16 protein-coding genes are annotated in these 23,070 nt (G+C 62.8%); 13 read left to right on the top strand and 3 right to left on the bottom strand.

The window, feature by feature from the left end; all coding sequences use genetic code 11:
- Window positions 1-295: 295 nt before the first annotated feature.
- Entirely contained in the window at window positions 296-2,992 is a 2,697-nt protein-coding gene (locus G3N95_RS03805) for an enterotoxin A family protein (RefSeq protein WP_205968599.1), read from the bottom strand.
- Between the two features lie 602 nt (window positions 2,993-3,594).
- Between G3N95_RS03805 and G3N95_RS03800 the strand changes: the two genes are divergently transcribed.
- The 8 genes from G3N95_RS03800 (at window position 3,595) to G3N95_RS03765 (ending at window position 14,506) form a co-directional block, all read left to right on the top strand.
- Window positions 3,595-3,903: a hypothetical protein gene (locus tag G3N95_RS03800; RefSeq protein ID WP_205968598.1), complete on the top strand. Its 309-nt coding sequence runs from the start codon at window positions 3,595-3,597 to the stop codon at window positions 3,901-3,903.
- Window positions 3,904-4,401: 498 nt separating this feature from the next.
- The gene (locus G3N95_RS03795) at window positions 4,402-5,703 is read left to right on the top strand and encodes an MFS transporter (protein WP_205968597.1); all 1,302 of its coding nucleotides are present in this window, start codon (window positions 4,402-4,404) and stop codon (window positions 5,701-5,703) included.
- A gap of 34 nt (window positions 5,704-5,737) precedes the next feature.
- Window positions 5,738-8,302 carry a nitrite reductase large subunit NirB gene (gene nirB, locus G3N95_RS03790; protein ID WP_205968596.1) on the top strand — a complete coding sequence of 855 codons (2,565 nt, stop codon included), beginning with the start codon at window positions 5,738-5,740 and terminating at the stop codon, window positions 8,300-8,302.
- A 43-nt stretch (window positions 8,303-8,345) separates the two neighbouring features.
- Entirely contained in the window at window positions 8,346-8,693 is a 348-nt protein-coding gene (gene nirD / locus G3N95_RS03785) for a nitrite reductase small subunit NirD (protein ID WP_205968595.1), read from the top strand.
- Between the two features lie 32 nt (window positions 8,694-8,725).
- Entirely contained in the window at window positions 8,726-12,916 is a 4,191-nt protein-coding gene (locus tag G3N95_RS03780; protein ID WP_205968594.1) for a bifunctional nitrate reductase/sulfite reductase flavoprotein subunit alpha, read from the top strand.
- A 138-nt stretch (window positions 12,917-13,054) separates the two neighbouring features.
- Window positions 13,055-13,516, top strand: coding sequence for a MarR family transcriptional regulator (locus G3N95_RS03775; protein WP_205968593.1), 462 nt, complete (start codon window positions 13,055-13,057; stop codon window positions 13,514-13,516).
- A gap of 277 nt (window positions 13,517-13,793) precedes the next feature.
- Window positions 13,794-14,063, top strand: a complete 270-nt coding sequence (locus G3N95_RS03770; protein WP_205968592.1) for a hypothetical protein — start codon at window positions 13,794-13,796, stop codon at window positions 14,061-14,063.
- Between the two features lie 26 nt (window positions 14,064-14,089).
- A complete protein-coding gene (locus G3N95_RS03765; protein WP_205968591.1) occupies window positions 14,090-14,506 on the top strand; it encodes an organic hydroperoxide resistance protein in 417 nt (138 codons plus the stop codon).
- Between the two features lie 47 nt (window positions 14,507-14,553).
- On the opposite strand, the gene G3N95_RS03760 is transcribed toward G3N95_RS03765, so the two are convergent.
- Window positions 14,554-15,009, bottom strand: coding sequence for a hypothetical protein (locus G3N95_RS03760; protein ID WP_205968590.1), 456 nt, complete (start codon window positions 15,007-15,009; stop codon window positions 14,554-14,556).
- A 320-nt stretch (window positions 15,010-15,329) separates the two neighbouring features.
- Here G3N95_RS03760 and G3N95_RS03755 point away from each other — a divergent pair, with 320 nt between their 5' ends.
- Complete coding sequence (locus tag G3N95_RS03755; RefSeq protein WP_205968589.1) at window positions 15,330-16,130, top strand: IclR family transcriptional regulator; 801 nt, start codon at window positions 15,330-15,332, stop codon at window positions 16,128-16,130.
- Between the two features lie 12 nt (window positions 16,131-16,142).
- Here G3N95_RS03755 and G3N95_RS03750 read toward each other — a convergent pair whose 3' ends face one another.
- Entirely contained in the window at window positions 16,143-17,468 is a 1,326-nt protein-coding gene (locus tag G3N95_RS03750) for an MFS transporter (protein WP_205968588.1), read from the bottom strand.
- 242 nt (window positions 17,469-17,710) lie between these two features.
- Between G3N95_RS03750 and G3N95_RS03745 the strand changes: the two genes are divergently transcribed.
- The 4 genes from G3N95_RS03745 to dctA all read left to right on the top strand — a co-directional run bounded on the left by G3N95_RS03745 (window position 17,711) and on the right by dctA (window position 23,054).
- Complete coding sequence (locus G3N95_RS03745) at window positions 17,711-18,496, top strand: enoyl-CoA hydratase/isomerase family protein (protein ID WP_205968587.1); 786 nt, start codon at window positions 17,711-17,713, stop codon at window positions 18,494-18,496.
- 14 nt (window positions 18,497-18,510) lie between these two features.
- Window positions 18,511-20,613 carry an acetate--CoA ligase family protein gene (locus G3N95_RS03740; RefSeq protein WP_205968586.1) on the top strand — a complete coding sequence of 701 codons (2,103 nt, stop codon included), beginning with the start codon at window positions 18,511-18,513 and terminating at the stop codon, window positions 20,611-20,613.
- Between the two features lie 165 nt (window positions 20,614-20,778).
- Window positions 20,779-21,747: a LysR family transcriptional regulator gene (locus G3N95_RS03735; protein WP_205968585.1), complete on the top strand. Its 969-nt coding sequence runs from the start codon at window positions 20,779-20,781 to the stop codon at window positions 21,745-21,747.
- A complete protein-coding gene (gene dctA / locus G3N95_RS03730) occupies window positions 21,744-23,054 on the top strand; it encodes a C4-dicarboxylate transporter DctA (RefSeq protein ID WP_205968584.1) in 1,311 nt (436 codons plus the stop codon). The genes G3N95_RS03735 and dctA overlap by 4 nt, the downstream gene beginning before the upstream one ends.
- Window positions 23,055-23,070 lie beyond the last annotated feature (16 nt).

The raw sequence follows: 23,070 nt of genomic DNA, 5'->3' as shown, positions 1-23,070 counted from the left end.
GTAAATCAGGTAGTGGCACCGGCTGGTAGCGCACAGACCTCGAACCGTCCGGCATCGAGGCAATTCGTGCCCCGTGCTGGCCGTCCACCACAAACCCGCCGAATTGTCGATATTCGTGGATCTCGCCGGGCACGCGGCGAGGAATGCCGTGAGGACGAGTTCTTCGACATCGACGAGGGAAGCGCGGGCGAGACAGGGGCAGCCCGCGCGTGCCGATGCGGCGTGCGGAGCCGCTTCGTATCGGCGGCATCAACGCGCGCCTGCGAACGAACCGCCGATCTCAAGATTGACGCTTTTACTGCTCGCGCGATTCCAGCTCTCCGTCGCTGGTCTCGATCTTTTTGATCTGCCGCCAGACAGGGTCGCGGATCCAGTAGTTTGACGCTATACCGTTCTGCAGCAGTTCGTAGGTTTCCTTACGAGTCACGGGATCTATATGCACGTGCCACACCGGCCTGCCGCCTATCGTGCGGACCTCCAACGTGTTCTTGCTGATCGAGACGGCCGCGAATCCATCGCGGAAGATCCAGGCGGCGTTGTGGCTTCGCAGCCAGTCATTGACCCTCGTTGCTTCGCCCGGCTTGATGTGGGCAACATAGTCAAGGAATTTGTTGTCGGGATTCGTTATGGTGCCGGGTACCGTGGTGACGAAATGTGTTGCCTGCCTTGGCAGCGCGCTGTCAGGATTGTGTTCGAATTCACGTAGCGTGGCGGGACTGCCGGCCGTGCTCTTCTGGTTGTACGCTGCCAATGGAGTTGTCGGCGTCGCCATTCTTCCCTGCATGTTCTGGATGCTCCATCTCTGACGATCGATCGGGGAACGTCCGTTTGGCACAAGGTCGGATACAAAAGGCGTGTAGGCCGACTTGCCTTCGGTCAGGTACTTGTGGTCCTCCAGATGTTCCAGGGTGCCTGCCGAACTGGAATATTCAAAGACGCCGTTCAGGTCGTTTTTGTCCTTGGGAATGTCGCCGATGTATGCGTTGCCGTAGCTGTCGATGCGCAGCACCTTGGTGTAGTCCCTTGCAAGATGGATGCGGCCATCCGGGCCGAAGCGAAGTTCGTCTTCCGAGGCAGCCCCTGTGGAACTGTCGACCGACGGGTAACCGCCGTTGCCTACGCTATAGAAGTTCAGGCGCGTCGAACCTTCTCCCCTGTTGTTGCGCCAGTACGGCTTGATATGGACCGGGCCGGTGTAGTCCATCCGCAGCGATTGTTGATCGACGACGTTCTGCACCTGCGCATTGGCATGTTGAATGAACCGTGCAGTTGTCAGCGCTGGATCTTCATTGGGCTTGTAGAAAGTCCGGCCGTTTCGCTTCATCTTCGATGCGAACGGGTTGTGCTGGGTGTCGCCCCAGGTACGGTTCTCTGCTGAGAACCCTGCCAGCTCCCGTCTGGCGCCCGCCGTCTGGGTCTTGTCGTAGACGTCCCAGCGATAATCGGGATTGGCCTCGTACGGTCCGATCTTGCCGTCATGGACCTTGCGCCAGCCGCGGATCTGCGTGTACTGGATATTGCCCATTGCCGCGACTTCGCGATCGTTGGGACCGGCCGCCCAGTTGCCAAGGCTGCCGTTGACGTCGACCATGTTCGGAGTTGGCGCGACGTAGTAGACATAGCCGTCCTTCTGGTTGCCCGAAGCGAGCTTCTGCGTGGCGGTGTCTTCATCACGGAAGGTTCCCAGATAGCCGGCTCCATCGACGTTGCCTTTCCCGTATCGCACGTGATAGTCGTGCATTTCGAGGTTGACGTTGCCGAGTGGCGTATTGCCTGCGTCGAAACCGAACTGTTTCTTGACCTCTTCAGGCGGGATGCTCGACGGGCGATACAGCGCGAATGGTTGCCGGCTGGCAAATGAATTGCGCACCGAAGGATCGCGCACCGAAGGATCGCGCACCGAACGCCGGAGGTCCGTATGCCGGCCACCGGAAGGCCCCGGCTGGCTGAAATCGGGCGGCGGCGGAAGCTGCGCGTCAGGCGGCGTGAGTCCATGCCCGGGTCGAGGACTCCCGAAGTTGCCCAGTGGCACGGTGTTCAAGCTTCGCGGCCTGGATCCGGCGGCGACGGGAGCGTACGAATGGTAGGTGCTGGCGTCTGCGTAGTATGTAGTGCGCGCGTTCGTTATGCCGCCGAGGTTTCGATAACCATTATCGTAAAGGCGCACAAGCGCGGCAGCCATTTGCTGGAAGCTGTTGTAGCGAAAAACGCCGAGGTTCGGATCGTAGATTTCGTATTGATCGTTGCGATAGTCGTTGGACGGATGGAGCCGATGTATCGTAATGACGTGATCGTCGACGGGATTGGCGAATGAGAAGGTGACTTCGGCAAAGGTATTTTCCTCGTCTCCTGTCCCATCATTGGTTATATGACGCGTCTCAAACTGGCTCTGGAGTTCGTCGGCCAGATCATGTCCGTCGCTCAGATCGGCTTCGCCATCGCGCTGTGTCAATCCCGGCATTGACGTGGTCGTCGTTGTCCGGTTCTGTTGGTGCATGTGCCGTATCTGCTCGATGGATTGCTGCCGAGTGGCGGGATCCGTCAACTGGTCGCGCAAATCGCGAACGGCATGCGCGAGGTCAGGGGACTGCCGGGACGCTACCCGTTGCATTGCCGTCGTGGCCAGGCCCGCACACTGATCTTGCAGGACACCAGGCTCTCCCGCCGCGGTCGAAAGTTCGTTGTCGCCCAGCAGTTCGCTCTCTATTGCTGTGCCGGCATAGTCGTCGGATGTGAGGTGCATGCCGTTACTATCGCCCGGCTGGCGTCTGACCCTTGGCGCACTGTCGGCGGTGGCCGGCGTGCCGCCAATCTTGCGTTGCTCAGGACGGCTTCTTTGTGGAACGTTCGCCCGGTTGGCAGTGGATGTCGTTTGCTGAGCGCCATCCGGGTTATCCGGTGGATCATCGGGGTTCGTGCTGCTGGATTGTTCTTCGGGATTCCTGTATGCGTGTAGCGGGCTGTTGCCATGGTTGATGGCTGATATCGACATGTTTGATGCTCCTGAGGGGTGTTGCCTTCACACGCTGCTTTGTGACAACGAGTGGGTCGTCCTCATCTCATCATGTGGGGCCAACAAGGTGTGTTAGCCGAGTACTAAACGTTCAGCCCACGTGCGTGCCGGCTTGCATCGACATCTCGGTCGGCTACGCGCCTCTGAATTTCTAACAACTCGCGTCGTACGTTTGGGCGGCGGGGCACCCATTCGGGAACGAACATCGGCATCGCGTGCGGCAGCGCTTCTGACGTCGCAGAATCATGAACGCGCTCTCGCCCTTGCAAACCCGACATCTCTGAACTATAAGTAACAGTTACCGATTCCGAATCTGATAAGGAAAAATATACCTATCAGTTGCACCTTTATTTTCCTGCTGCATCGTTGTACAGGCGGTGAACCGACTGGTTCTTCATATCGGATTCGCGTTCAAACAGTTAGCACAACGTAATGGTTAGCGGAGGCGTGCGATGTCCACAACAAGACGTAGTCAGCCCACGGCAACATCCACCGACAGCAAGGCATCACCTGCATCTCACCGGAGTCGCTCAGGTGGTGAGGGGACTCAGTCAGCAGACAGCGCGCAGAAAATGAGGCGCGTGAGTGCACGTGACGTACTGGCCGTCATGAAAAAGGGCATCCGATACAGCACGCAGGAAATCGCCGAAAAACTCGGTCAGTCCGTGCAGGCACTCAATCCGGTGCTGGCACAACTGGCGAACGAAGGGCACATCTGGCAGCTGCCGGGCATCAGAAGCAGCGTCTTCTGGATTCCGACGAAGAAGGAGGCTGAGGAACTGGCCAAAAGGCGCACCAACCGCATCACCTGGAACAGGGGCACTTTGCAGGGCTACGACGAACAGCATCGCACCTTCCGGGCGCTGTGCATGCTCGCTCGCCGGCCCTGAGTCGACCGTCTGGACGTACCTGCGTGAAGCACGAATGCTGTGCGCAATACCCCGTGCACGGGGGCTGCTCAACATCCTGACCCCGTGCAATTCTGCCTCGTTGGCCCCAGGTCAAGGCCAACGAGGCATCCTTTTGCGCCGCGCTCAAAGCGAGTGCACGTTCAGATTTCGACCTGCGCTACCGAATGCGGCGCCATGCCGAAAGCGCACGTCCATAGTGCTGCGCTGCACCAGCCCTGTGCCGCGAGGCTTCATCATGATTCAGCGGGGTGGCGTGCAACGCTTGCCTGAAAAACCTCGCAAACCCTTATCCCGCAAGCATTCCGGCGTATAAGCGCGCGCATGGCACACACCTTGCCTTAACACTCCCGTCGCGACTCAACGACGAGTCGCACAGCAGCATCCCCTAGTACCGACGAATTTTGGACAACGGCGTCCCCTGGATCTGGTCTCGCACCCGATTCGCGGGACGCCGTAGTCGTTTACAGGCCCGGAAACATGACCGACAAAGCCACATCGATCGATCTGCTGAACTGGCGCACGCCCGCGATGCGTGCATTCCACTTTGCGTGGATGGCGTTCTTCGTCTGCTTCTTCGCGTGGTTCGCGTGCGCGCCGCTGATGCCCCTCATCAAGCAGGAGTTTCATCTGACGGCGGATCAGGTGGCGAACATCAACATCGCCGCGGTCGCGATCACCATTCTCGTGCGTCTGATCGTCGGCCCGATGTGCGATCGTTTCGGCCCGCGCAAGGTCTACGTCGCGCTGATGACGCTCGGCGCGCTGCCCGTGCTCGGCGCGGCGCTCGCGCACAGCTACACGGCGTTCCTGCTGTGCCGGCTCGGCATCGGCGCGGTCGGCGCGAGCTTCGTGATCACGCAATATCACACGTCGGTGATGTTCGCGGGCAACGTGGTCGGCACGGCGAACGCGACGAGCGCAGGCTGGGGCAATGCAGGCGCGGGCGCCGCGCAGATGCTGGTGCCGCTGATGCTCGCGGGCATCGTCGCGCTGGGCGCGAGCCATGCCGACGCGTGGCGTCTCACGCTCGTGCTGCCCGGCCTCGCGATGCCGCTGATGGCCGCGCTCTACTGGCGCTTCACGCAGGACTGCCCGCAAGGCAATTTCAGCGAACTGCGTGCGCGCGGCATCTCGGTCGACAGCGGCAAGAAGGGCGGCTGGGCCAGCCTTCTCGCAGCATCGCGCAACTATCGCGTGTGGATGCTGTTCGTCACCTACGCCGCGTGCTTCGGCGTCGAAGTGTTCATCCACAACGTCGCGGCCATTTACTACGTCGATCACTTCCAGCTCTCGCTGCGCGACGCCGGTCTCGCGGCGGGCAGCTTCGGCCTGCTCGCGATCTTCGCGCGTCCGCTCGGCGGCCTGCTGTCGGACTGGGGCGCGAAGCGCCGCGGACTGTCCGCACGTTCGATGCTGCTGTTCGCGCTGATCGCCGGCGAAGGCGCGGGCCTGCTGCTGTTCTCGCAGGCGAGCCACGCGGCGTTCGCCGTGGCCGCGATGCTGCTGTTCGGTCTCTTCACGCACATGGCGTGCGGCGCGACCTACGCGCTGGTGCCGTTCATCGATCGCAAGGCGCTCGGCGGCGTGGCGGGCATCGTCGGCGCAGGCGGCAATGTCGGCGCGGTGGCGGCGGGCTTTCTGGCGAAGGGCATGGGCGACCTGCATCAAACGCTGATGACGCTCGGCGGTCTCGTCACGGCATCCGCGATCTGCGCGGTCGCCGTGCGCTTCTCCGCCGAGCACACCGCACGCGAAGCCGCACTCGGCGCAACGAATTAAATCAATGAATCCCCTCTCTGACAGGATCGGCGACATGAAAGTCATCGTTATCGGCCACGGCATGGTCGGCCACAAACTGCTCGAATGCCTCGCGGAACAGTCCGCTGCGCGCCTCGACATCACAGTGCTGTGCGAGGAGCCGCGTCCTGCATACGATCGCGTGCACCTGTCGGAGTTCTTCTCGGGCAAGTCGGCCGACGACCTGTCGCTCGTCGCGCCGGGCTTCTTCGATCGCGACGACATGGTGCTGCGTTTGAACGCCAAGGCTGTGTCGATCGATCGCGACGCGCACACGGTGACGACCTCGACGGGCGAAACGCTTTCATACGACAAGCTCGTGATCGCCAGCGGCTCGTACGCGTTCGTGCCGCCCGTGCCCGGCAAGGATCGCAAAGACTGCTTCGTGTACCGCACGATCGAAGATCTCGAAGCGATGCAGGAGTGCGGCGCGCGCTCGACGAAGGGCGTGGTGATCGGCGGCGGCCTGCTCGGTCTGGAGTGCGCGAAAGCGCTGCGGGATATGGGCCTCGACACGCATGTGGTCGAATTCGCGCCGCGTCTGATGGCAGTGCAGGTCGACGACGGCGGCGGCAAGACGCTGCGCGGCAAGATCGAAGAACTCGGCGTGACCGTGCATACGCAGAAGAACACGCTGGAGATCGTCGACGGAGAAGACGGCACGCATCGCATGCAATTCGCCGACGGCAGCCATCTCGACACCGACATGATCGTGTTCTCGGCAGGCATCCGTCCGCGCGACGAGATCGCGCGCGCGAGCGGCCTCGAAGTCGGCGCGCGCGGCGGCATCGTGATCGACAACCAGTGCCGCACGAGCGATGCCGACATCTATGCGATCGGCGAATGTGCGTTGTGGAACGGCCAGATTTTCGGCCTCGTCGCGCCCGGCTATGAAATGGCGCGCGTGACGGCGAAGCAGTTGCTCGGCGAACAGGACGCCGCGTTCGCGGGCGCCGACATGAGCACGAAGCTCAAGCTGATGGGCGTCGATGTCGCGAGCCTCGGCGATGCGCATGGATCGACGGCGGGCAGCCGCACGTATCAGTTCAGCGACGAGCGCAAGCAGGTGTACAAGAAGCTCGTCGTGTCGGACTGCGGCAAGTATCTGCTGGGCGGCGTGATGGTCGGCGACGCGAGCGAATACGGCACGCTGCTGCAGATGATGCTGAACCGCATCGAGCTGCCCGAGTCGCCGGAATTCCTGATCCTGCCGCAAGCGGACGGCAACGCGAAGCCCGCACTTGGCGTCGATGCATTGCCCGAGAGCGCGCAGATCTGCTCGTGCAACAACATCTCGAAGGGCGCGATCTGCGCGTCCGTCTGCGCAGGCGCGACGACTATCGGCGACGTGAAGAACGCGACGAAGGCGGGCACGGCATGCGGCGGCTGCGTGCCGCTCGTCACGCAGGTGATGAAGGCCGAGATGAAGAAGCAGGGTCTCGCCGTCAACAATCATCTGTGCGAGCACTTCCCGTTTTCGCGCCAGGAGTTGTATCACCTCGTGCGCGTCGAGCGCATCAAGACCTTCGGCGCGCTGCTCGAGAAGCACGGCCATGGCCTCGGCTGCGATATCTGCAAGCCCGCCGTCGCGGGCATTCTCGCGTCGTGCTGGAACGAGTTCGTGCTGAAGAAGGAGCACGCCGGCCTGCAGGATTCGAACGACTACTACCTCGCGAACATCCAGCGCGACGGCACGTATTCCGTCGTGCCGCGCATGCCGGGCGGCGAAGTGACGCCCGAAGGCCTGATCGCCGTCGGCCAGGTCGCGCAGAAGTACGGCCTCTACACGAAGATCACGGGCGGCCAGCGCGTCGATCTGTTCGGCGCGCGTGTCGAGCAGTTGCCGTCGATCTGGGAAGAGCTGATCGCCGCCGGCTTCGAGTCGGGCCACGCATACGGCAAGTCGGTGCGCACGGTGAAGTCGTGTGTCGGCTCGACGTGGTGCCGCTACGGCGTCGACGATTCCGTCGGCCTCGCGATCGATATCGAGAACCGCTACAAGGGTCTGCGTTCGCCGCACAAGCTGAAGTTCGCGGTGTCGGGCTGCACGCGCGAGTGTGCCGAGGCGCAGAGCAAGGACGTCGGCATCATCGCCACGGAAAAGGGCTGGAATCTCTACGTGTGCGGCAACGGCGGCATGAAGCCGCGTCATGCCGAGCTGATCGCATCGGATCTCGATCGGGAGACGCTGGTCCGCTACGTCGACCGTTTCCTGATGTTCTACGTGCGCACGGCTGACCGTTTGCAACGCACGAGCGTATGGCGCGAAAACCTCGAAGGCGGCCTCGATTATCTGAAGGATGTGATCGTTCACGACAAGCTCGGCATCGCTGCCGAACTCGAAGCGGAAATGCAGCACGTGGTCGACACATACGAATGCGAATGGAAGAAGGCCGTGACGGACCCCGAAACGCGCAAACGCTTCCGTCATTTCGTCAACAGCGACAGCACCGACGACAACATCAGCTTCGTCGCGACGCGCGGCCAGATTCGTCCCGCCACGCCTGACGAGCGGCAACAGCGGCCCGTGCGCATTCCCGTCGTCGTCGAGCAGTCGACGGAATCGGCCGAAACCGTTTAACGCTCACGCTCATCCTCATTCATTGATAGAAACGGAGATCGACATGAACAACGACCGTCTGCCGACCACCTGGACTTCCATCTGCGCGCTCGACGAAATCGTGCCGAACACGGGCGTCTGCGCGCTCGTCAACGGCGAGCAGGTGGCCGTGTTTCGCGTCGAAGGCGAACGCGGCGGCATCTACGCGATCGACAACTTCGATCCGACCTCGCAGGCAGCGGTGCTGTCGCGCGGATTGATCGGCAGCCTCGGCGAGCGCGTCGTGGTCGCGTCGCCGATCTACAAGCATCACTTCGATCTGCGCACGGGCGAATGCCTCGAAGCGCCGGAGAAGTCCGTCAGCGCGTTCACGACGCGCATCGAAGACGGACACGTGTGGGTATCTGCCTGACTGCGGGCCTGACTTTCTAACGGACTTCTGCGATGGCGTGCGAGAACATCAAGACGGCTTGTCCTTACTGCGGCGTCGGTTGCGGCATGGTGCTGCACGTCGAGGAAGGGCAGGTCGTCAAGATTTCGGGTGACAAGGATCACCCGACCAACTACGGCCGCCTGTGCACGAAAGGTCAATCGGCGCACGTCGCGCTGCGCAACTCGGGGCGCCTCGAAAGCGCATTCGAGCGGCGCACGCGCGATGCCGATCCGATCCCCGTTCCCGTCGATCTCGCGATTCCCGACACGGCCCGCCGTCTGCGCGCGATTCTCGACGAGCACGGTCCCGATGCGCTGTCATTCTACGTGTCGGGGCAGATGTCGATCGAGGCGCAGTATCTCGTCAACAAGCTCGCGAAGGGCTTCATCGGCACGAACAACATCGAGTCGAACTCGCGGCTGTGCATGGCGAGCGCGGGCAGCGGCTACAAGCTGTCGCTGGGCGCGGACGGCCCGCCCGGTTCGTATCAGGATTTCGACAAGGCGAATCTGTTCTTCGTGATCGGCGCGAACATGGCCGACTGTCACCCGATCCTGTTCCTGCGCATGATGGATCGCGTGAAGGCGGGCGCGAAGCTGATCGTCGTGGATCCGCGCCGCAACACGACGGCCGAGAAAGCGAACCTGTTCATGCAGATCAGGCCGGGCACCGATCTCGCGTTGCTCAACGGCCTGCTTCATCTGCTGCACGCAAACGGCCGCACCGACGCGCGCTTCATCGCCGACTTCACGGAAGGCTGGGACGCGATGCCCGCGTTTCTCGACGACTACACGCCGGAGAAGGTCGCCGCGATCACGGGGATTCCGGAAGCCGACATCCGCCAGGCCGCGCAATGGATCGGCGATGCGCCCGAGTTCGTCAGCTGCTGGACGATGGGTCTGAACCAGAGCACGCACGGCACCTGGAACACGAACGCGATCTGCAACCTGCATCTGGCGACGGGCAAGATCTGCCGTCCGGGCAGCGGCCCGTTTTCGCTGACGGGACAGCCGAATGCGATGGGCGGGCGCGAGATGGGCTACATGGGGCCGGGCTTGCCGGGTCAGCGCTCGGTGCTGGTCGAGGAAGACCGTGCGTTCGTCGAAGACCTGTGGCAAGTGCCGCGCGGCACGCTCACGACCAGGCTCGGCAACGGCACCGTCGACATGTTTTCGCGGATGTCGGCGGGCGAGATCAAGGCGTGCTGGATCGTCTGCACGAACCCGGTGGCGAGCGTCGCGAATCGTCAGAACGTGATCGCCGGCTTGCAGGCCGCCGAACTCGTGATCGCGCAGGACGCATTCCTCGACACGGAGACCAACCGCTACGCAGACGTGTTGCTGCCGGGCGCGCTGTGGGCCGAAGCGGAAGGCGTGATGATCAACTCCGAGCGCAACATGACGCTGATGCAGCAGGCGATCGATCCGCCGGGCGCAGCGCTCGCGGACTGGCAGATCATCGCGCGCGTCGCCTGCGAAATGGGCTTTGCGGATGCGTTCACGTATGCATCGGCGGCGGAGGTGTTCGACGAGATCGTGCGCGCATCGAATCCGAAGACGGGCTACGACCTGCGCGGCGCGAGCCACGCGCGTCTGCGCGAGACGCCGGTGCAATGGCCGTGCGCGCCCGACGCCGCTGACGACCGCAATCCGCTGCGCTACGTGAACGACGGCGTCAGCCAGACGCTCAAGGTACTGCCCGACGGCACACGCCCCGCGCTCGCATTTCCGACCGCGAGCGGCAAGGCGATGTTCTTCGCGCGACCGCACGTGGATCCCGCCGAAATGCCGGGCGCTGAGTTTCCCGTCGTGTTGAACACGGGGCGCCTGCAACATCAGTGGCACACGATGACGAAGACGGGCAAGGTGCCGATGCTGAACCGGCTGAACCCTGCGCCGTTCATCGAACTGCATCCCGAAGACGCGGCATCGCTCGGCGTGCGCGACAAGGATCGCGTCGAAGTCCGTTCGCGCCGTGGCCGCGCGGTGCTGCCCGCCGTCGTCACCGAACGCGTGCGTGCCGGCAACTGTTTTGCGCCGATGCACTGGAACGACGTGTATGGCGACGATCTATGCATCAACGCCGTGACGAGCGATGCGATCGACGCGATTTCGCAGCAACCCGAATTGAAGTTTTGCGCGGTGGCGCTGACGCGCGTCGAAGCTGAGACGGCCGATGTCGTCGACGAACCGGCACACGACATTCACGAAGCACCCGTCGCTGCGAGCGCTGCGCCTCTTTCGCGCGTCTCGCACGACGGTCAGCAACAGGAACTGGATATGTCCCGTATCGACGCTCTCGCCGCCATGCTCGGCATCACCGACACGCCCGCGCCGACGCTGGACGACGCGTCGCGCGTCTATGTCGCGGGTTTCATCAGCGGCTTGCGTTCGTCGCAAGGCGAGGCGCGCGGCGTGCCCACGCTGCCCGCCAGCGCGCCGCTGCCGGCGGCGACGCGCCTGTGGTTCGACGGCGTGCTCGCGGGGCTGTTCAGCCGTGCCCCATCGGATGCGCCCGCCGCGTTGCCTTCGGCTGCTCATCCCGCAGCGGACAGCGCGTCTGCCGTGCGCATCGCGCATGCGCGGCCCAAGGTCGTGCTGCTGTGGGCATCGCAGACGGGCAACGTCGAATCGCTGACCGAGCAATACGCGACGCAACTGATGGAGTCCGGCTTCGAAATCCGCATGTCGTGCATGGCGGACTATCCCGTCGCCGCGCTTTCGCAGGCGAAGTACGTGCTGCTGATGACGAGCACGTTCGGCGACGGCGATGCGCCCGACAACGGCCAGAGCTTCTGGAGCGCGTTGCAGGCCGACACGGCGCCGCGCCTCGCCGATCAGCAGTACGCGGTGCTCGGCTTCGGCGATCCGACCTACGACCAGTTCTGCGGCCACGCGCGCAAGCTCGATGCGCGCTTCGCGGAACTGGGCGCGAAACGTCTGCATGCGCGCGTCGACTGCGACACGGACATCCAGCCTGCCGCCGACAAATGGCTCGACGCCGTGATCGCGAAGATCAAGGAAGACGACGCGTCGCTGTACGCCGTGCCCGCGCAGGGCGTGATTCCCGCCGTGCTGCCGGGCGCGACACCGTCGAAGACGAGCCCCGCGCAATCGCGACTGGTCGAGAATCTGCGGCTGAATCGTAACGGCTCGAAGGACACGCGCTACTTCTCGCTCGCGACGGGCGACTCGAACCTCGAATACGAAGCAGGCGATGCATTGGGCGTGTGGCCGCGAAACTGCCCGGAACTCGTCGACGAACTGATCGATCTGTCGGGCGTGAAGGGCGATGCATCGGTGCACGTGGCGGGCGTCGGCGACATGCGGGTCGCGGAGGCGCTGGCACGGCACTACGAAATCGCGCGGCCGAGCGTCGAAGCGCTGCAGCTGATCGCCTCGCGCAGCCGCAACGATTCGCTCGCCAGGCTCCTGACGGAAGAGCGCAAGGGCGATCTGAAGCAATGGCTGTGGGGCCAGCAACTCGCGGACGTGCTGCACGAGTTTCCCGTCGATCTGTCGGCAGGCGAACTGCTCGGCGTGCTCAAGCGCTTGCAGCCGCGGCTCTATTCGATTGCGTCGAGCCCGAAGGCGCATGAGGGCGAAGTGCATCTGACCGTTGCCGCCGTGCGCTACAACAACGGTCGGCGCAATCGCAAGGGCGTGTCGTCGACGTTTCTCGCGGACCGCGCACACGATGTCAGCGTGCCTGTCTTCGTGCAGAAGTCGGCGCATTTCCGCCCGCCGCGCAGCGGCGACACGCCGATGATCATGGTCGGTCCCGGTACGGGCGTGGCACCGTTCCGCGGCTTCCTGCACGAACGCGCCGCGCGCGGCGCGCAAGGCCGCAACTGGCTGTTCTTCGGCGAACAGCATGCGGCCACGGACTTCTACTATCGCGACGAGATCGAAGGCATGCAGAAGAACGGCCTGCTGACGCGGCTCGACCTGGCGTTCTCACGCGACCAGAGCGACAAGGTCTATGTGCAGGACCGCATGCGCGAACAGGGTGCGCAACTGTGGTCGTGGCTCGAAGAGGGCGCGCACTTCTATGTTTGCGGCGATGCGAGCCGGATGGCGAAGGACGTCGATGCTGCGTTGAAGGATGTCGTCGTCGAGCACGGCGGCATGAGCGCGGAACGCGCGGAGGAATACGTCGGCTCGATGACGAAGGACCGCCGTTACGTGCGCGACGTCTACTAAAGCGGGCGGGGCGCGTGGCTTCACGTCACGTGCGCCTCGCCGTAACCCTCGCGTCATGTCAAGCATTTCCGATTAAATCGCACGCGATGTATAATGCGTTCATGAAGAGACATCTGTCTCGTGCTGACGAGGACGCAAATGAAGACCACCGCCAAGGCAGAAGACACGAATCCGAAGCTCGCCGACTTCCTGTGCTTTGCCGTTTATTCGGCGAACCTCGCGTTCGGCAAGGCCTACAAGCCGATTCTGGAAGAACTGGGACTTACGTACACGCAATACATCACTGTCATCGCGCTGTGGGAAGAGGACAACCAGACTGTCAGCAGCCTCGGTGAAAAACTGTTTCTCGAATCGAACACGCTCACGCCGATTCTGAAGAAGCTGGAAGGCATGGGTTATCTGGAGCGCCAGCGCGATCCGGAAGACGAGCGCCAGGTGCGTGTGAGCCTGACCAGGGCCGGACGGAAGCTGCGCGAAAAGGCGTTCGGCATGGATCTGGTGCAGGCGTGCGGGCTCGAACCCGATGAGTTCTCGAAGATGCAGAAGTCGATCGTGACGCTGCGCAACAACCTGATCAAGGCCGTGAGCGAGCAGGAATAAGCGCGGCTCATCCCGGTTCATCCGGGCGCGGCGTGTCAGTCGCGCCTGTCGGCGCCACCGCGCGCCGTTTGCATTCCGCCGGTTTCCGGCTTTTTTCATCCCATATAAATCGCACGCGATTTAATCGCATGCTTGACAAAGGGGGCTTTTTATCTAGAATACATCGTACGCGATCTAATCGTTTGCGTTTAAAAAGGGGTGCCCGAAGCGTGTGCCCCGCGAAACATCGAAAGACATGGCGCCCTCGGGTGAGGGCCTTCAACTAACGGAGTCAAAGATGAACAAGTTCTTCAAAGTCGCAGTCTGGTTTGCGGTTGGCGTGGCAGCTTCCTCATCGGCATTTGCTAGCGGCTACGGCCCTGCGCCGCACTACAACCCGCTGCAAGGCGCGCCGGCGTCGCAGCAAGGCCCTGGCGCGACCGTCGCCGATGCCGGCCGCAACGCCGCCTTCAACGACGACATGGGCGGTGTCGCCGATCAGGCGGCTCAGTCGGGTGCCCGCACCATCTCGAGCCAGTTCAACGTGTCCACCTTTAAGCATCACTAACTCACGCGCCAAGGAGAACGAACATCATGGCAAGAATCGACAACGTGCTGTACACGGGCAAGACACAAACCACGGGTGGTCGCGAGGGCACGGCGCGCAGTTCGGACGGACGTCTGGACATCCTGCTGTCGTCGCCCGGTTCGAACGGCAAGGGCACGAACCCGGAGCAACTGTTCGCGGCCGGCTGGTCGGCCTGTTTCATCGGCGCAATGGGACTCGCGGCGCGCGAGCTGAAAGTCGCGCTGCCTGCCGATACAGCCGTGAATGCCGAAGTGGACCTCGGCACGGGCGAGGGTGGCTACTTCCTGCAGGCGCGTCTGAATGTGAGCCTGCCGGGCGTGAGCCACGACGTCGCGCAGAAGCTCGTCGATGCGGCTCATCAAACGTGCCCGTACTCGAAGGCGACGCGTGGCAATATCGATGTGGAAATCGCGCTGGTCTGAGTGCGAATGATCTGCGGCGTCCTTCGGAAGACGGACGCGCAGACCCGCTACCCTGGCTCGCCGCCGTCCGGACGCGAAGACTGCGGCGGCTGCGGATTGTTGGCGGGATTGGTGTCGTACCTGAACACGCGCTCAATGCCCGCTTCGGGATGCTGCGCCACCAGCGAGTTCAGTGCCGCTTCGAGCGAATCGGCGGTGTCCTTCGCATACACCTGCTCGCCGTCCACATAGACCGTGAACGAACGCAGGTATTTCGCTTTCTTCTCGGGGTTTTCGATGATCTGCCGCGTCCATTCGTAAAGCGGGTACGCGTCGGTTCCCATCTGCTCCGCTTCCTTCACGTACCCGGCGAACGCGTCGTATTGACAGATCAGCGCGGCGCGGTGCGGGCTCAGTACGTCGTGTAGCGGTGCACACGATTGAGCAACGGGATCGTCGCGCAGCGCGCCGGCCCGTTCGTCCGAAACGGTGATCCTGATCTGGAAGCGCATGGTGGACTCCAAGCCATTGCTCATATGTGAAAAACTGGCTGTCGGATTCGACGTCTGGTGATTTTACGTGCGAGTAGCCTGCACGCAGCACAATGACCCATTCCGAACGGCATCGTCGGTTCGAATAGGGCCGGTTGGTCGCGCTCTTGAGGCACGAATGCGCCAGGGCATCGCTGTCGAAGCCGTCCCTCGTGGCATCCCGCTGCTTCGGTGTCACGGGCGCTGCGATTGAAGGAGGGTGTTTCCGTCTGTTCTCACCTCTGATAACGTGAACAATTGGCTGCGACGCAATAATTCCAATGTCGCCGCGATCCATTCTCGACTGATTCAGGATGCCGTCATCTTCTTCTCACATCATTTCGCCACGACGCGACTCATCAAGCTCGTTGAACCGTTCGCTAGAGCGTGGCATAGAGATTCTGCGTGCATTCGGTCCGGGCGCCGCCTTGCTGACCAACGGCGATCTCGTCGAACGTACGGGTTTGCCGAAGGCGACAGTGAGCCGGCTCGCGACCACGCTGGTCGAGGCTGGTTTTCTGGAGCACGATGCGACGCGCCGCGCTTACCGGCTAGGCATTCCTGTGCTCGGCGTCGCGCAGGCCATGCGAAGCGGCTCCACGTTATTGCAGGCGGCCGCACCGATGATGCGCGACACCGCCCAACGCCTGCGGATCAATGTCGGGATCGCCGGTGCCGATGGTGAAGACATGGTGTATCTGGAGTCGGTCCGCTACAGTTCGCGCGCGTCGCTGCGTACCGTCGTTTCCGGTCAACGGGTGCCGATGGAGCTGACTTCGTTGGGACGGGCGTGGCTCGCGATGCAATCGCCGGCGGACTTCATGTCGATGATCGGGCGTTTCAGGGCTCGCAAGCGGGCGGGGTGGGCCGCGCTGGAGCAAGAGATCGCCGATGCCGTGCGGGCCGTGCATCAGTGCGGATATTGCGTTGCCACGTGGCAGCCCGAGGTGATTGCGCTGGCGACACCGCTCGCCATACCGGGACATAAGCTCACGGTGCTCAATTTCAGTCTGCGTACGGTGGACTCGTTAGAATCGGTCGTGGATTCACTTGCGCCGTCCCTGCTTCGCCTGCGCGACGAGATCGTTGCCGCGACGATGCATATCGAGGGATAGCGCAAGTGTCTGCTATTTCTCGCTGATGGCGCGAGCCGGAATGCCGAGCACGACAGCAAGTCCTCCAAGAATCGACACGATCGCGACTGCGTACAGGCCGGGCGCGCTGCTGCCGAAATGCGTGGATGCGAAACCGATGACGGTCGGTGCGGAAATGCCGCCGAACTGACCGAGACTGCTGATGAGTCCAATGCCGCTGGCTGCCACCGTACTGGACAGATAGGCCGGCGGAATGGTCCAGAACAGCGACAACATGCCCAGATAGCCGGCCGTCGCGATGCAAAGCAGCACGACCAGTGCAGCTGGATGGCTGGCGAAGGCGGGCAGCAACACGACGCCCAGCGCCGCCATCACAGAACTTGCCATGAAGTGCCAGCGACGCTCCAGCATCCGGTCGGAGTTCCTGCCAAGCAGATACATCGCAGCCGCGCCGGCAACGTAGGGAATCGCAGACAGCAGGCCGATATGCCAATAGTTCGTGACGCCGCTCTTCTGGATCACGCTGGGCGCCCAGATATGCACGACGATGCTCGCCCACGGCACGCTGAAGTACGCGAAGGTCAGGAAGTAGAACTTCGGTTCCTTCAACGCGACCCAGATCGACGCATGCGCTCGCGCGGCTTTTGCCTGCGCGTCGTGACGCAGTTCGCCGAGCAGCAAGTCCTTCTCATCGGCTGAAAGCCACGTTGCCTGCTCCGGGCGGTCCGTCAGATAGATATACGCGAACAGGCCCGCGACCACGGAGGGCAGTCCTTCCAGAATAAAAAGCCACTGCCACCCTTTGACGTTCATGAAACCCGAAAGCGTGTTCAGGATCAGCCCCGAAACCGGGCCGCTGATGATCCCCGACACGCAGATGGCCGTCATGAAGATCGCCGTCACTCGCGCGCGTCGCGCCGCTGGAAACCAGTACGTGAAGTAAAGGATCACGCCGGGAAAGAAGCCCGCTTCGGCGGCGCCGAGCAAGATGCGCGCGATATAGAACTGCGTCGGCGTCTGCACGAACGCCGTTGCGGCGGAGACGAGACCCCACAGCGCCATGATGCGCATCAGCGTCTTCCTCACGCCGACGCGTTCGAGCCAGAGATTGCTCGGCACCTCGAACAGCATGTAGCCGACATAGAACAGGCCGACACCGAGCCCGAACGACGCATCCGACAGCCCGACATCGCGTGAAAACTGCAGATGCGCGAAGCCGATGTTCGCGCGGTCCATATACGCGAACACGTAGCAGATGAAGAGGAATGGCAGAAGCCGGACAGTGACCTTGCGGTAGACAGCTTCGGCGCGGGGCCGGTCAGATACGGAATCCAGTGGCGCCGTGTGCGCTGTGTGCATGATGTCTCCACTCGTTATGGGTTGTGCACTGCGCACCCGGCGCGCCCCAAGTGCTGTGCGTTGGGCTTCATTATCGGTCGCAATACGAGTGTGACAAGTCCGTCGTTTCATACAGCGGAACGGTGAAGGTCAGGCTCATTGAATCAGCACTGTTCCGATGGATGGAACGAAGCAGATGCGGCACGTCGATGCCGGGACTATGCTCCATTGCACGACATTCACACCGCGCAACCGAGACATAGATGAATACATCCGCAACTGTTCAACTCGCCGTGGAATCCGGCGTCGCTGTTATCACACTGAATCGCCCCGACAAGCGCAACGCAATGACCGACGCCATGCGTACCGAACTGATCGACGCGCTGGAAACCGTGCAGCGCGACAAGCTGGTGCGCGCCGTCATTCTCACAGGCAACGGCAAGGGCTTTTGCGCCGGCGGCGACGTGAGCGGGATGGCGCAGCGCATGGAAGCACCGGCGGGCGAGGTCGCTTTCAACGGATGGACACGCCAGCAACGCGTCCATCATACGGTGGACCTGCTGTATTCGATGCCGAAGCCGACCATCGCTGCCGTCAACGGGGCGGCGGCGGGACTCGGCGCGGACATGGCCTTGTCGTGCGACTTCATACTCGCGTCGGATGAAGCGAGCTTCGCGTGGAGCTACATACGCCGGGGCCTGATACCCGATGGTGGCGGCCTCTACTTTTTGCCCCGACGGGTCGGCCTTGCGCGCGCCAAGGATCTCATCTTCAGCGGCCGCAAAGTGGAAGCGAAGGAAGCGCTCGCAATCGGCATTGCGGACCGCGTGTGCGCACCGGATGCATTGCTCGATGAAGCCCGCGCATGGGCGGCCGAACTTGGCGAAGGCTCCGCGACCGCGCTGGCGCTCGGCAAGTCGATTCTGAACCAGAGCTATGAACTGTCGGCGCAGCAGGTGTTCGCGCAGGGCAGCCAGGCGCAGGCGGTGTGCTACACCAGCCGCGAGCATCGCGAAGCGGTGCATGCTTTTTTGTCGAAGACACGTTGAGTACGGAGCCCAGCATGAACGCCATTTCCCGATTGATGCGCCCGAAAAGCGTGGCTGTGATTGGTGCGTCCGCGGATGTGTCGAAAACGTCCGGGCGTCCTGTTGCCTACCTGAAAAAGCATGGCTTCGACGGCGCTGTCTATCCCATCAACCCGCGCTACGAAACCATCGACGGATTGACCTGCTATCCCGATGTGGCCGCACTTCCCGAAGCACCCGATGTCGGCATCGTGCTGCTCGGCGCCGGGCGCGCGCATCTCGCCGTGAAGGAGCTGTCCGACCGGGGCACGAGCGCGGCGATCGTTCTTGCAAGCGGCTATGCGGAGACGGGCGACGAAGGCGCACGGCGACAGGCGCAACTGATCGAAGCCGCCGGCCCGATGCGCCTGCTCGGGCCGAACACGATCGGCCTCGTGAATCTCACTGACGGAATCACGTTGTCCGCGAGCGGCGCGCTCGAAACGGATTCGTTCACGGTCGGCGGCCTCGGCGTCGTGTCGCAAAGCGGCGGCATCCTCGGCGCGTTGCTGTCGCGCGCGGCGGCGGCGGGCATCGGTCTGTCGAAGCTCGTGTCCACCAGCAATGAAGCCGATCTGGACATGGCCGACTTCGTCGACTATCTGATCGAAGACGAAGCGACATCGGTAATCGCGCTGTATATGGAAGGATTGCGCGATCCCGAACGGTTCCGTGCGGCTGCGCTTCACGCACGGGCTGCGGGCAAGCCGGTCGTCGTGTTCAAGATCGGACGCTCGGAATCGGGCGCGCGCTCGGCCGTCTCGCACACCGGTGCGCTCGCGGGTTCCGACCGGATGTACGACGCGCTGTTCCAGCAGACGGGCGTGATACGTGCTGCGACATTCTCCGATCTGCTCGACGTTCCGAACACGCTCGCGACCCGTCGCAAACTTGCCGGCAAGCGCGTCGCGATTCTCACCTCGACGGGCGGCGCGGGGACGCTCGTGGCGGACAGCCTGGGCGTCGCCGGATTCGAAACACCCGCGCCGGATGAAGCGACAGCAGCCAACCTGCGCGCGTTGCAAACGGGCGATCATGCGGTGCTCGATCGCAATCCGATCGACGTTACGCTGGCGGGTTTGCAGCCGGAGTTGTTGCGCGGCGCGATTCGCACACTGCTGGATAGCAGTGGCTATGACGCAGTGGCGGTCATCGTCGGTTCGTCTGGTCTCGCGATGCCGGATCTGATGGCGGGCGCAATCCGCGATTCAATGCCGGGAACGAACAAGCCCGTCATTGCGTACGTCAGTCCGCACGCGCCGGGAATCACACGCTTGTTGAACAGGGAAGGTGTGCCCGCGTTCACCAGTCCGGAAAGCGCGACGAGCGCGTTGACGGCGTTGTGGCAGCACGAAGAGAACATGCGACGCGGCGCGTGCGTGCAAATTCAGCCGGAGCACATCAGTTTCGATTCCGATGAGCTCCCGCAACGTTCGCTCGACGAGGCCGAAGCCAAAGCGCTCTTTGCGAAGTTCGGCGTGCCCTCGGTCCGCGAAATACGGGTCGTCAACGCAAAGGATGCGGAAGCCGCAGCGCGAACGCTTGGCGGGCCGGTTGTCCTGAAGTTGCTCTCGGCCACCATCACGCACAAGAGCGATGTGGGCGGGGTGGCCGTCGGCGTGTCGGCGGATGCGATTGGCGCGCGCCTGAACCGGATGCGCGACGATGTCGAGACGGCAACGGGCACGAAGGCCGAAGCCTTTCTCGTACAGGAGATGGTGACGGGCGGTATCGAAGTCATACTCGGGCTTCATCGTGATCCACTCGGTACGGCGATTCTGCTCGGGATGGGCGGCGTCACAGCGGAACTGATCGAGGACACGTCGATGCGTCTGTTGTGTCCGCAAACGGGCTTGTCACGCGACGACGCGCTCGCCATGATTCGCGAACTCAAGACGTACCCGCTGCTGAATGGTTTCAGAGGCAGACCGCGTGCCGACGTCGAGGCGCTTGTGTCGGCGGTTGTCGCGTTCGCGCGGATGGCGGTTCAGCTAGGCCCCCGCTTGCGCGAAGCCGAGATCAATCCGATCTTTGTTCTGCCCGAAGGGAAGGGCGTTTATGCGGCAGATGGTGTCGCGGTTACAGGCAGCACGGCGTAAGTTCACACGGAGTCTGAGTTTTGCTCCCCGTACCCTTCGCAGGTAAAACTCTGACTCGTGAAATTCGCTCATCGTGCGCCGCTGCCTGCAAACGCGTGTAGTCCTTGATGGGCGCGCTGAACAGGATCGTGCAAAATACCGCATCTAAAATGCGGAGAATGGCTCGTGGGTGTCAACTTCGACCTGAACGACTTGCAGGCGTTTAGAGCAGTGGTGGAACTTGGAAGCTTCCGCAAGGCCGCCGAGGCAGTGAGCATTTCGCAACCGGCCTTGAGCCGCCGGATCGACAAGCTCGAGGAAGCACTCGGCGTACGTCTCTTCGAGCGCACCACGCGCAGCGTCACGCTCACCACTGTCGGTCGCGTATTCGCGCCGAGCGCCGAACAGTTGCTCGATGATCTCGACGTCGCGTTGCTCGGCATACGAGATGTTTCCTCGAGCAGATTGGGTCATGTGACCATCGCCTGCGTACCTTCGGTGGCCTACTATTTCTTGCCAGGCGCCGTCGCGAGCTATCATCGCCGCTTTCCGCGCATCAGGGTCAAGATTCTGGATTCGAGCGCGAATGAGGTCCTTGCCGCCGTCATCAGCGGAGAGGCTGATTTTGGCGTGAGCTTTATGGGCAGCCAGGAACCCGAGGTCGAGTTCAAAATGCTGCTGCAGGAGCGCTTCGTTGCCGCTTGCCGCCGCGACCACCCGCTCGCGCGCAAGAAACGCGTGACCTGGAACGAGCTTTACGAGCACGAATACGTTTCGGTGGACAAGACCTCCGGCAACCGGTTGCTGCTCGATCAGGCGCTGTCGGCCGTGGCGCCGCGTTCGCCAAGCATCTGCGAGACGCGTCACGTCACAACCATGCTCGGTCTGATCGAAGCGGGGCTCGGCGTCGCCGCAGTGCCGTCGATGGCCATGCCGGGACACAATCATCCCATCCTCACGAGCGTACCGCTCGTCGAACCGGTGGTGAAGCGGCGCGTCGGAATCTTGAGGCGCCGCGGGCGTCCGCTGACACCGGCCGCTCAGGAGTTCCACAAAACGATTGTCGAGATGAGGCACGGCGGCGTCGCAAGCAGCGACACATCCGGCAATGATGCTTCCGTGAAAAGGCGGCCGGCCAGGAAGGCCGCGTCGTGAAGTTGGCAAGACCGCTTCGCCTGCTCTATGTGCAGGTTGTGCTGGCCATGGTGTGCGGTGTGGCGCTCGGTCACTTCTTGCCGCAAGCCGGCCCGCTGCTCAAGCCCTTGAGCGACGGGTTCATTCGTCTCGTGCGGATGATGATTGCGCCGATCGTCTTCTGCACGATCGTCTCGGGGATCACGTCGCTTGCGAGCGGAAAGGCGATCGGCCGCACGATTTTTCAGGCGCTGGCGCTCTTTTATTTCCTGACAGGCGCGGCGCTCGCGCTCGGACTCATCACGGCCTTCGTGTTGCGGCCCGGTGCGGGCATGCATATCGACGCTAGCCACCTGGACGTGAGTATCCTCGCGCAATATGTGAAGGACCCGCATCCGCCCGGCATTGTCGCGTTCGCGATGAGCCTTATCCCCGAGACGATGTCCGGTGCCTTCGACAAGGGCGAGGTGCTGCCGGTGCTGCTGCTCTCGCTGCTCTTCGGTTTTTCGCTAAATTATTATCCTGAGTCGGGCAGGCCGGTGCTGGCGTTCATCGACGGCATCGCTCAGACCCTGTTCCGCATCCTCGCGATGATCATGCGACTTGCCCCGCTCGGCGCATTCGGTGCGATGGCTTTCACGGTGGGCCGCTTCGGGATTCGCTCGGTCGGCTCGCTCGGCATGTTGATGGTGTCCTTCTACGTGGCATGCGTGCTGTTCATAGCGCTCATTCTCGCTCCGCTTGCGCGCCTGCACGGTTTCGCGCTTTGGCGGCTCTTGCGCTATATGCGCGAGGAGTTGCTGATCGTTCTGGCGACGTCGTCGACGGAGCCGGTGCTGCCGCGTCTGATCGCAAAGCTGGAGGCGCTCGGCTGCGACAAGGGAGTCGTGGGGCTCGTGTTGCCCGCAGGCTATTCGTTCAATCTCGATGGGACGGCGATCTATCTGACGCTCGCGTCGATGTTCATTGCGCAGGCATGCGACGTGCCGCTTTCCGCGCCGCAGATCGTCACGATGCTCGCAGTCATGCTGCTCACGTCGAAGGGCGCGGCCGGCGTGTCGGGCAGCGGGCTCGTCGCGCTCGTCGCGACGCTGACGGTGATTCCCGATCTGCCCGTCGCCGGGGTGGCGCTGCTAGTGGGCATCGACCGCTTCATGTCCGAGGCACGCGCCCTGACGAGCGTGATCAGCAACGCCTGCGCAGTGATCTTCGTTTCGATGTGGGAAGGTGCCTGCGATCGTACGCGTCTCGCGCGGGTGCTCGGGGCAACAGCGCACGGCGACGCGAAAGGTGTGGAGAAGCCCGCGCGGAATGCTCCGGGGAGTTGACATGAAGGCGGCCTGA

The sequence above is a fragment of the Paraburkholderia sp. Tr-20389 genome, from assembly GCF_017104565.1.
GTDB lineage: Bacteria > Pseudomonadota > Gammaproteobacteria > Burkholderiales > Burkholderiaceae > Paraburkholderia.
Note: the sequence above shows the minus strand (reverse complement) of the source record. Positions and strands in the feature narration are given on the sequence as shown.

Excerpts from the sequence above, each read along its gene's own strand:
- G3N95_RS03780 (WP_205968594.1), top strand. The coding sequence starts at position 8,726 with ATGGCGTGCGAGAACATCAAGACGGCTTGTCCTTACTGCGGCGTCGGT.
- G3N95_RS03765 (WP_205968591.1), top strand. The coding sequence starts at position 14,090 with ATGGCAAGAATCGACAACGTGCTGTACACGGGCAAGACACAAACCACG.
- G3N95_RS03770 (WP_205968592.1), top strand. The coding sequence starts at position 13,794 with ATGAACAAGTTCTTCAAAGTCGCAGTCTGGTTTGCGGTTGGCGTGGCA.
- nirD (WP_205968595.1), top strand. The coding sequence starts at position 8,346 with ATGAACAACGACCGTCTGCCGACCACCTGGACTTCCATCTGCGCGCTC.
- G3N95_RS03740 (WP_205968586.1), top strand. The coding sequence starts at position 18,511 with ATGAACGCCATTTCCCGATTGATGCGCCCGAAAAGCGTGGCTGTGATT.
- nirB (WP_205968596.1), top strand. The coding sequence starts at position 5,738 with ATGAAAGTCATCGTTATCGGCCACGGCATGGTCGGCCACAAACTGCTC.
- G3N95_RS03750 (WP_205968588.1), bottom strand. The coding sequence starts at position 17,468 with ATGCACACAGCGCACACGGCGCCACTGGATTCCGTATCTGACCGGCCC.
- G3N95_RS03745 (WP_205968587.1), top strand. The coding sequence starts at position 17,711 with ATGAATACATCCGCAACTGTTCAACTCGCCGTGGAATCCGGCGTCGCT.
- G3N95_RS03775 (WP_205968593.1), top strand. The coding sequence starts at position 13,055 with ATGAAGACCACCGCCAAGGCAGAAGACACGAATCCGAAGCTCGCCGAC.
- G3N95_RS03755 (WP_205968589.1), top strand. The coding sequence starts at position 15,330 with ATGCCGTCATCTTCTTCTCACATCATTTCGCCACGACGCGACTCATCA.
- G3N95_RS03795 (WP_205968597.1), top strand. The coding sequence starts at position 4,402 with ATGACCGACAAAGCCACATCGATCGATCTGCTGAACTGGCGCACGCCC.
- G3N95_RS03805 (WP_205968599.1), bottom strand. The coding sequence starts at position 2,992 with ATGTCGATATCAGCCATCAACCATGGCAACAGCCCGCTACACGCATAC.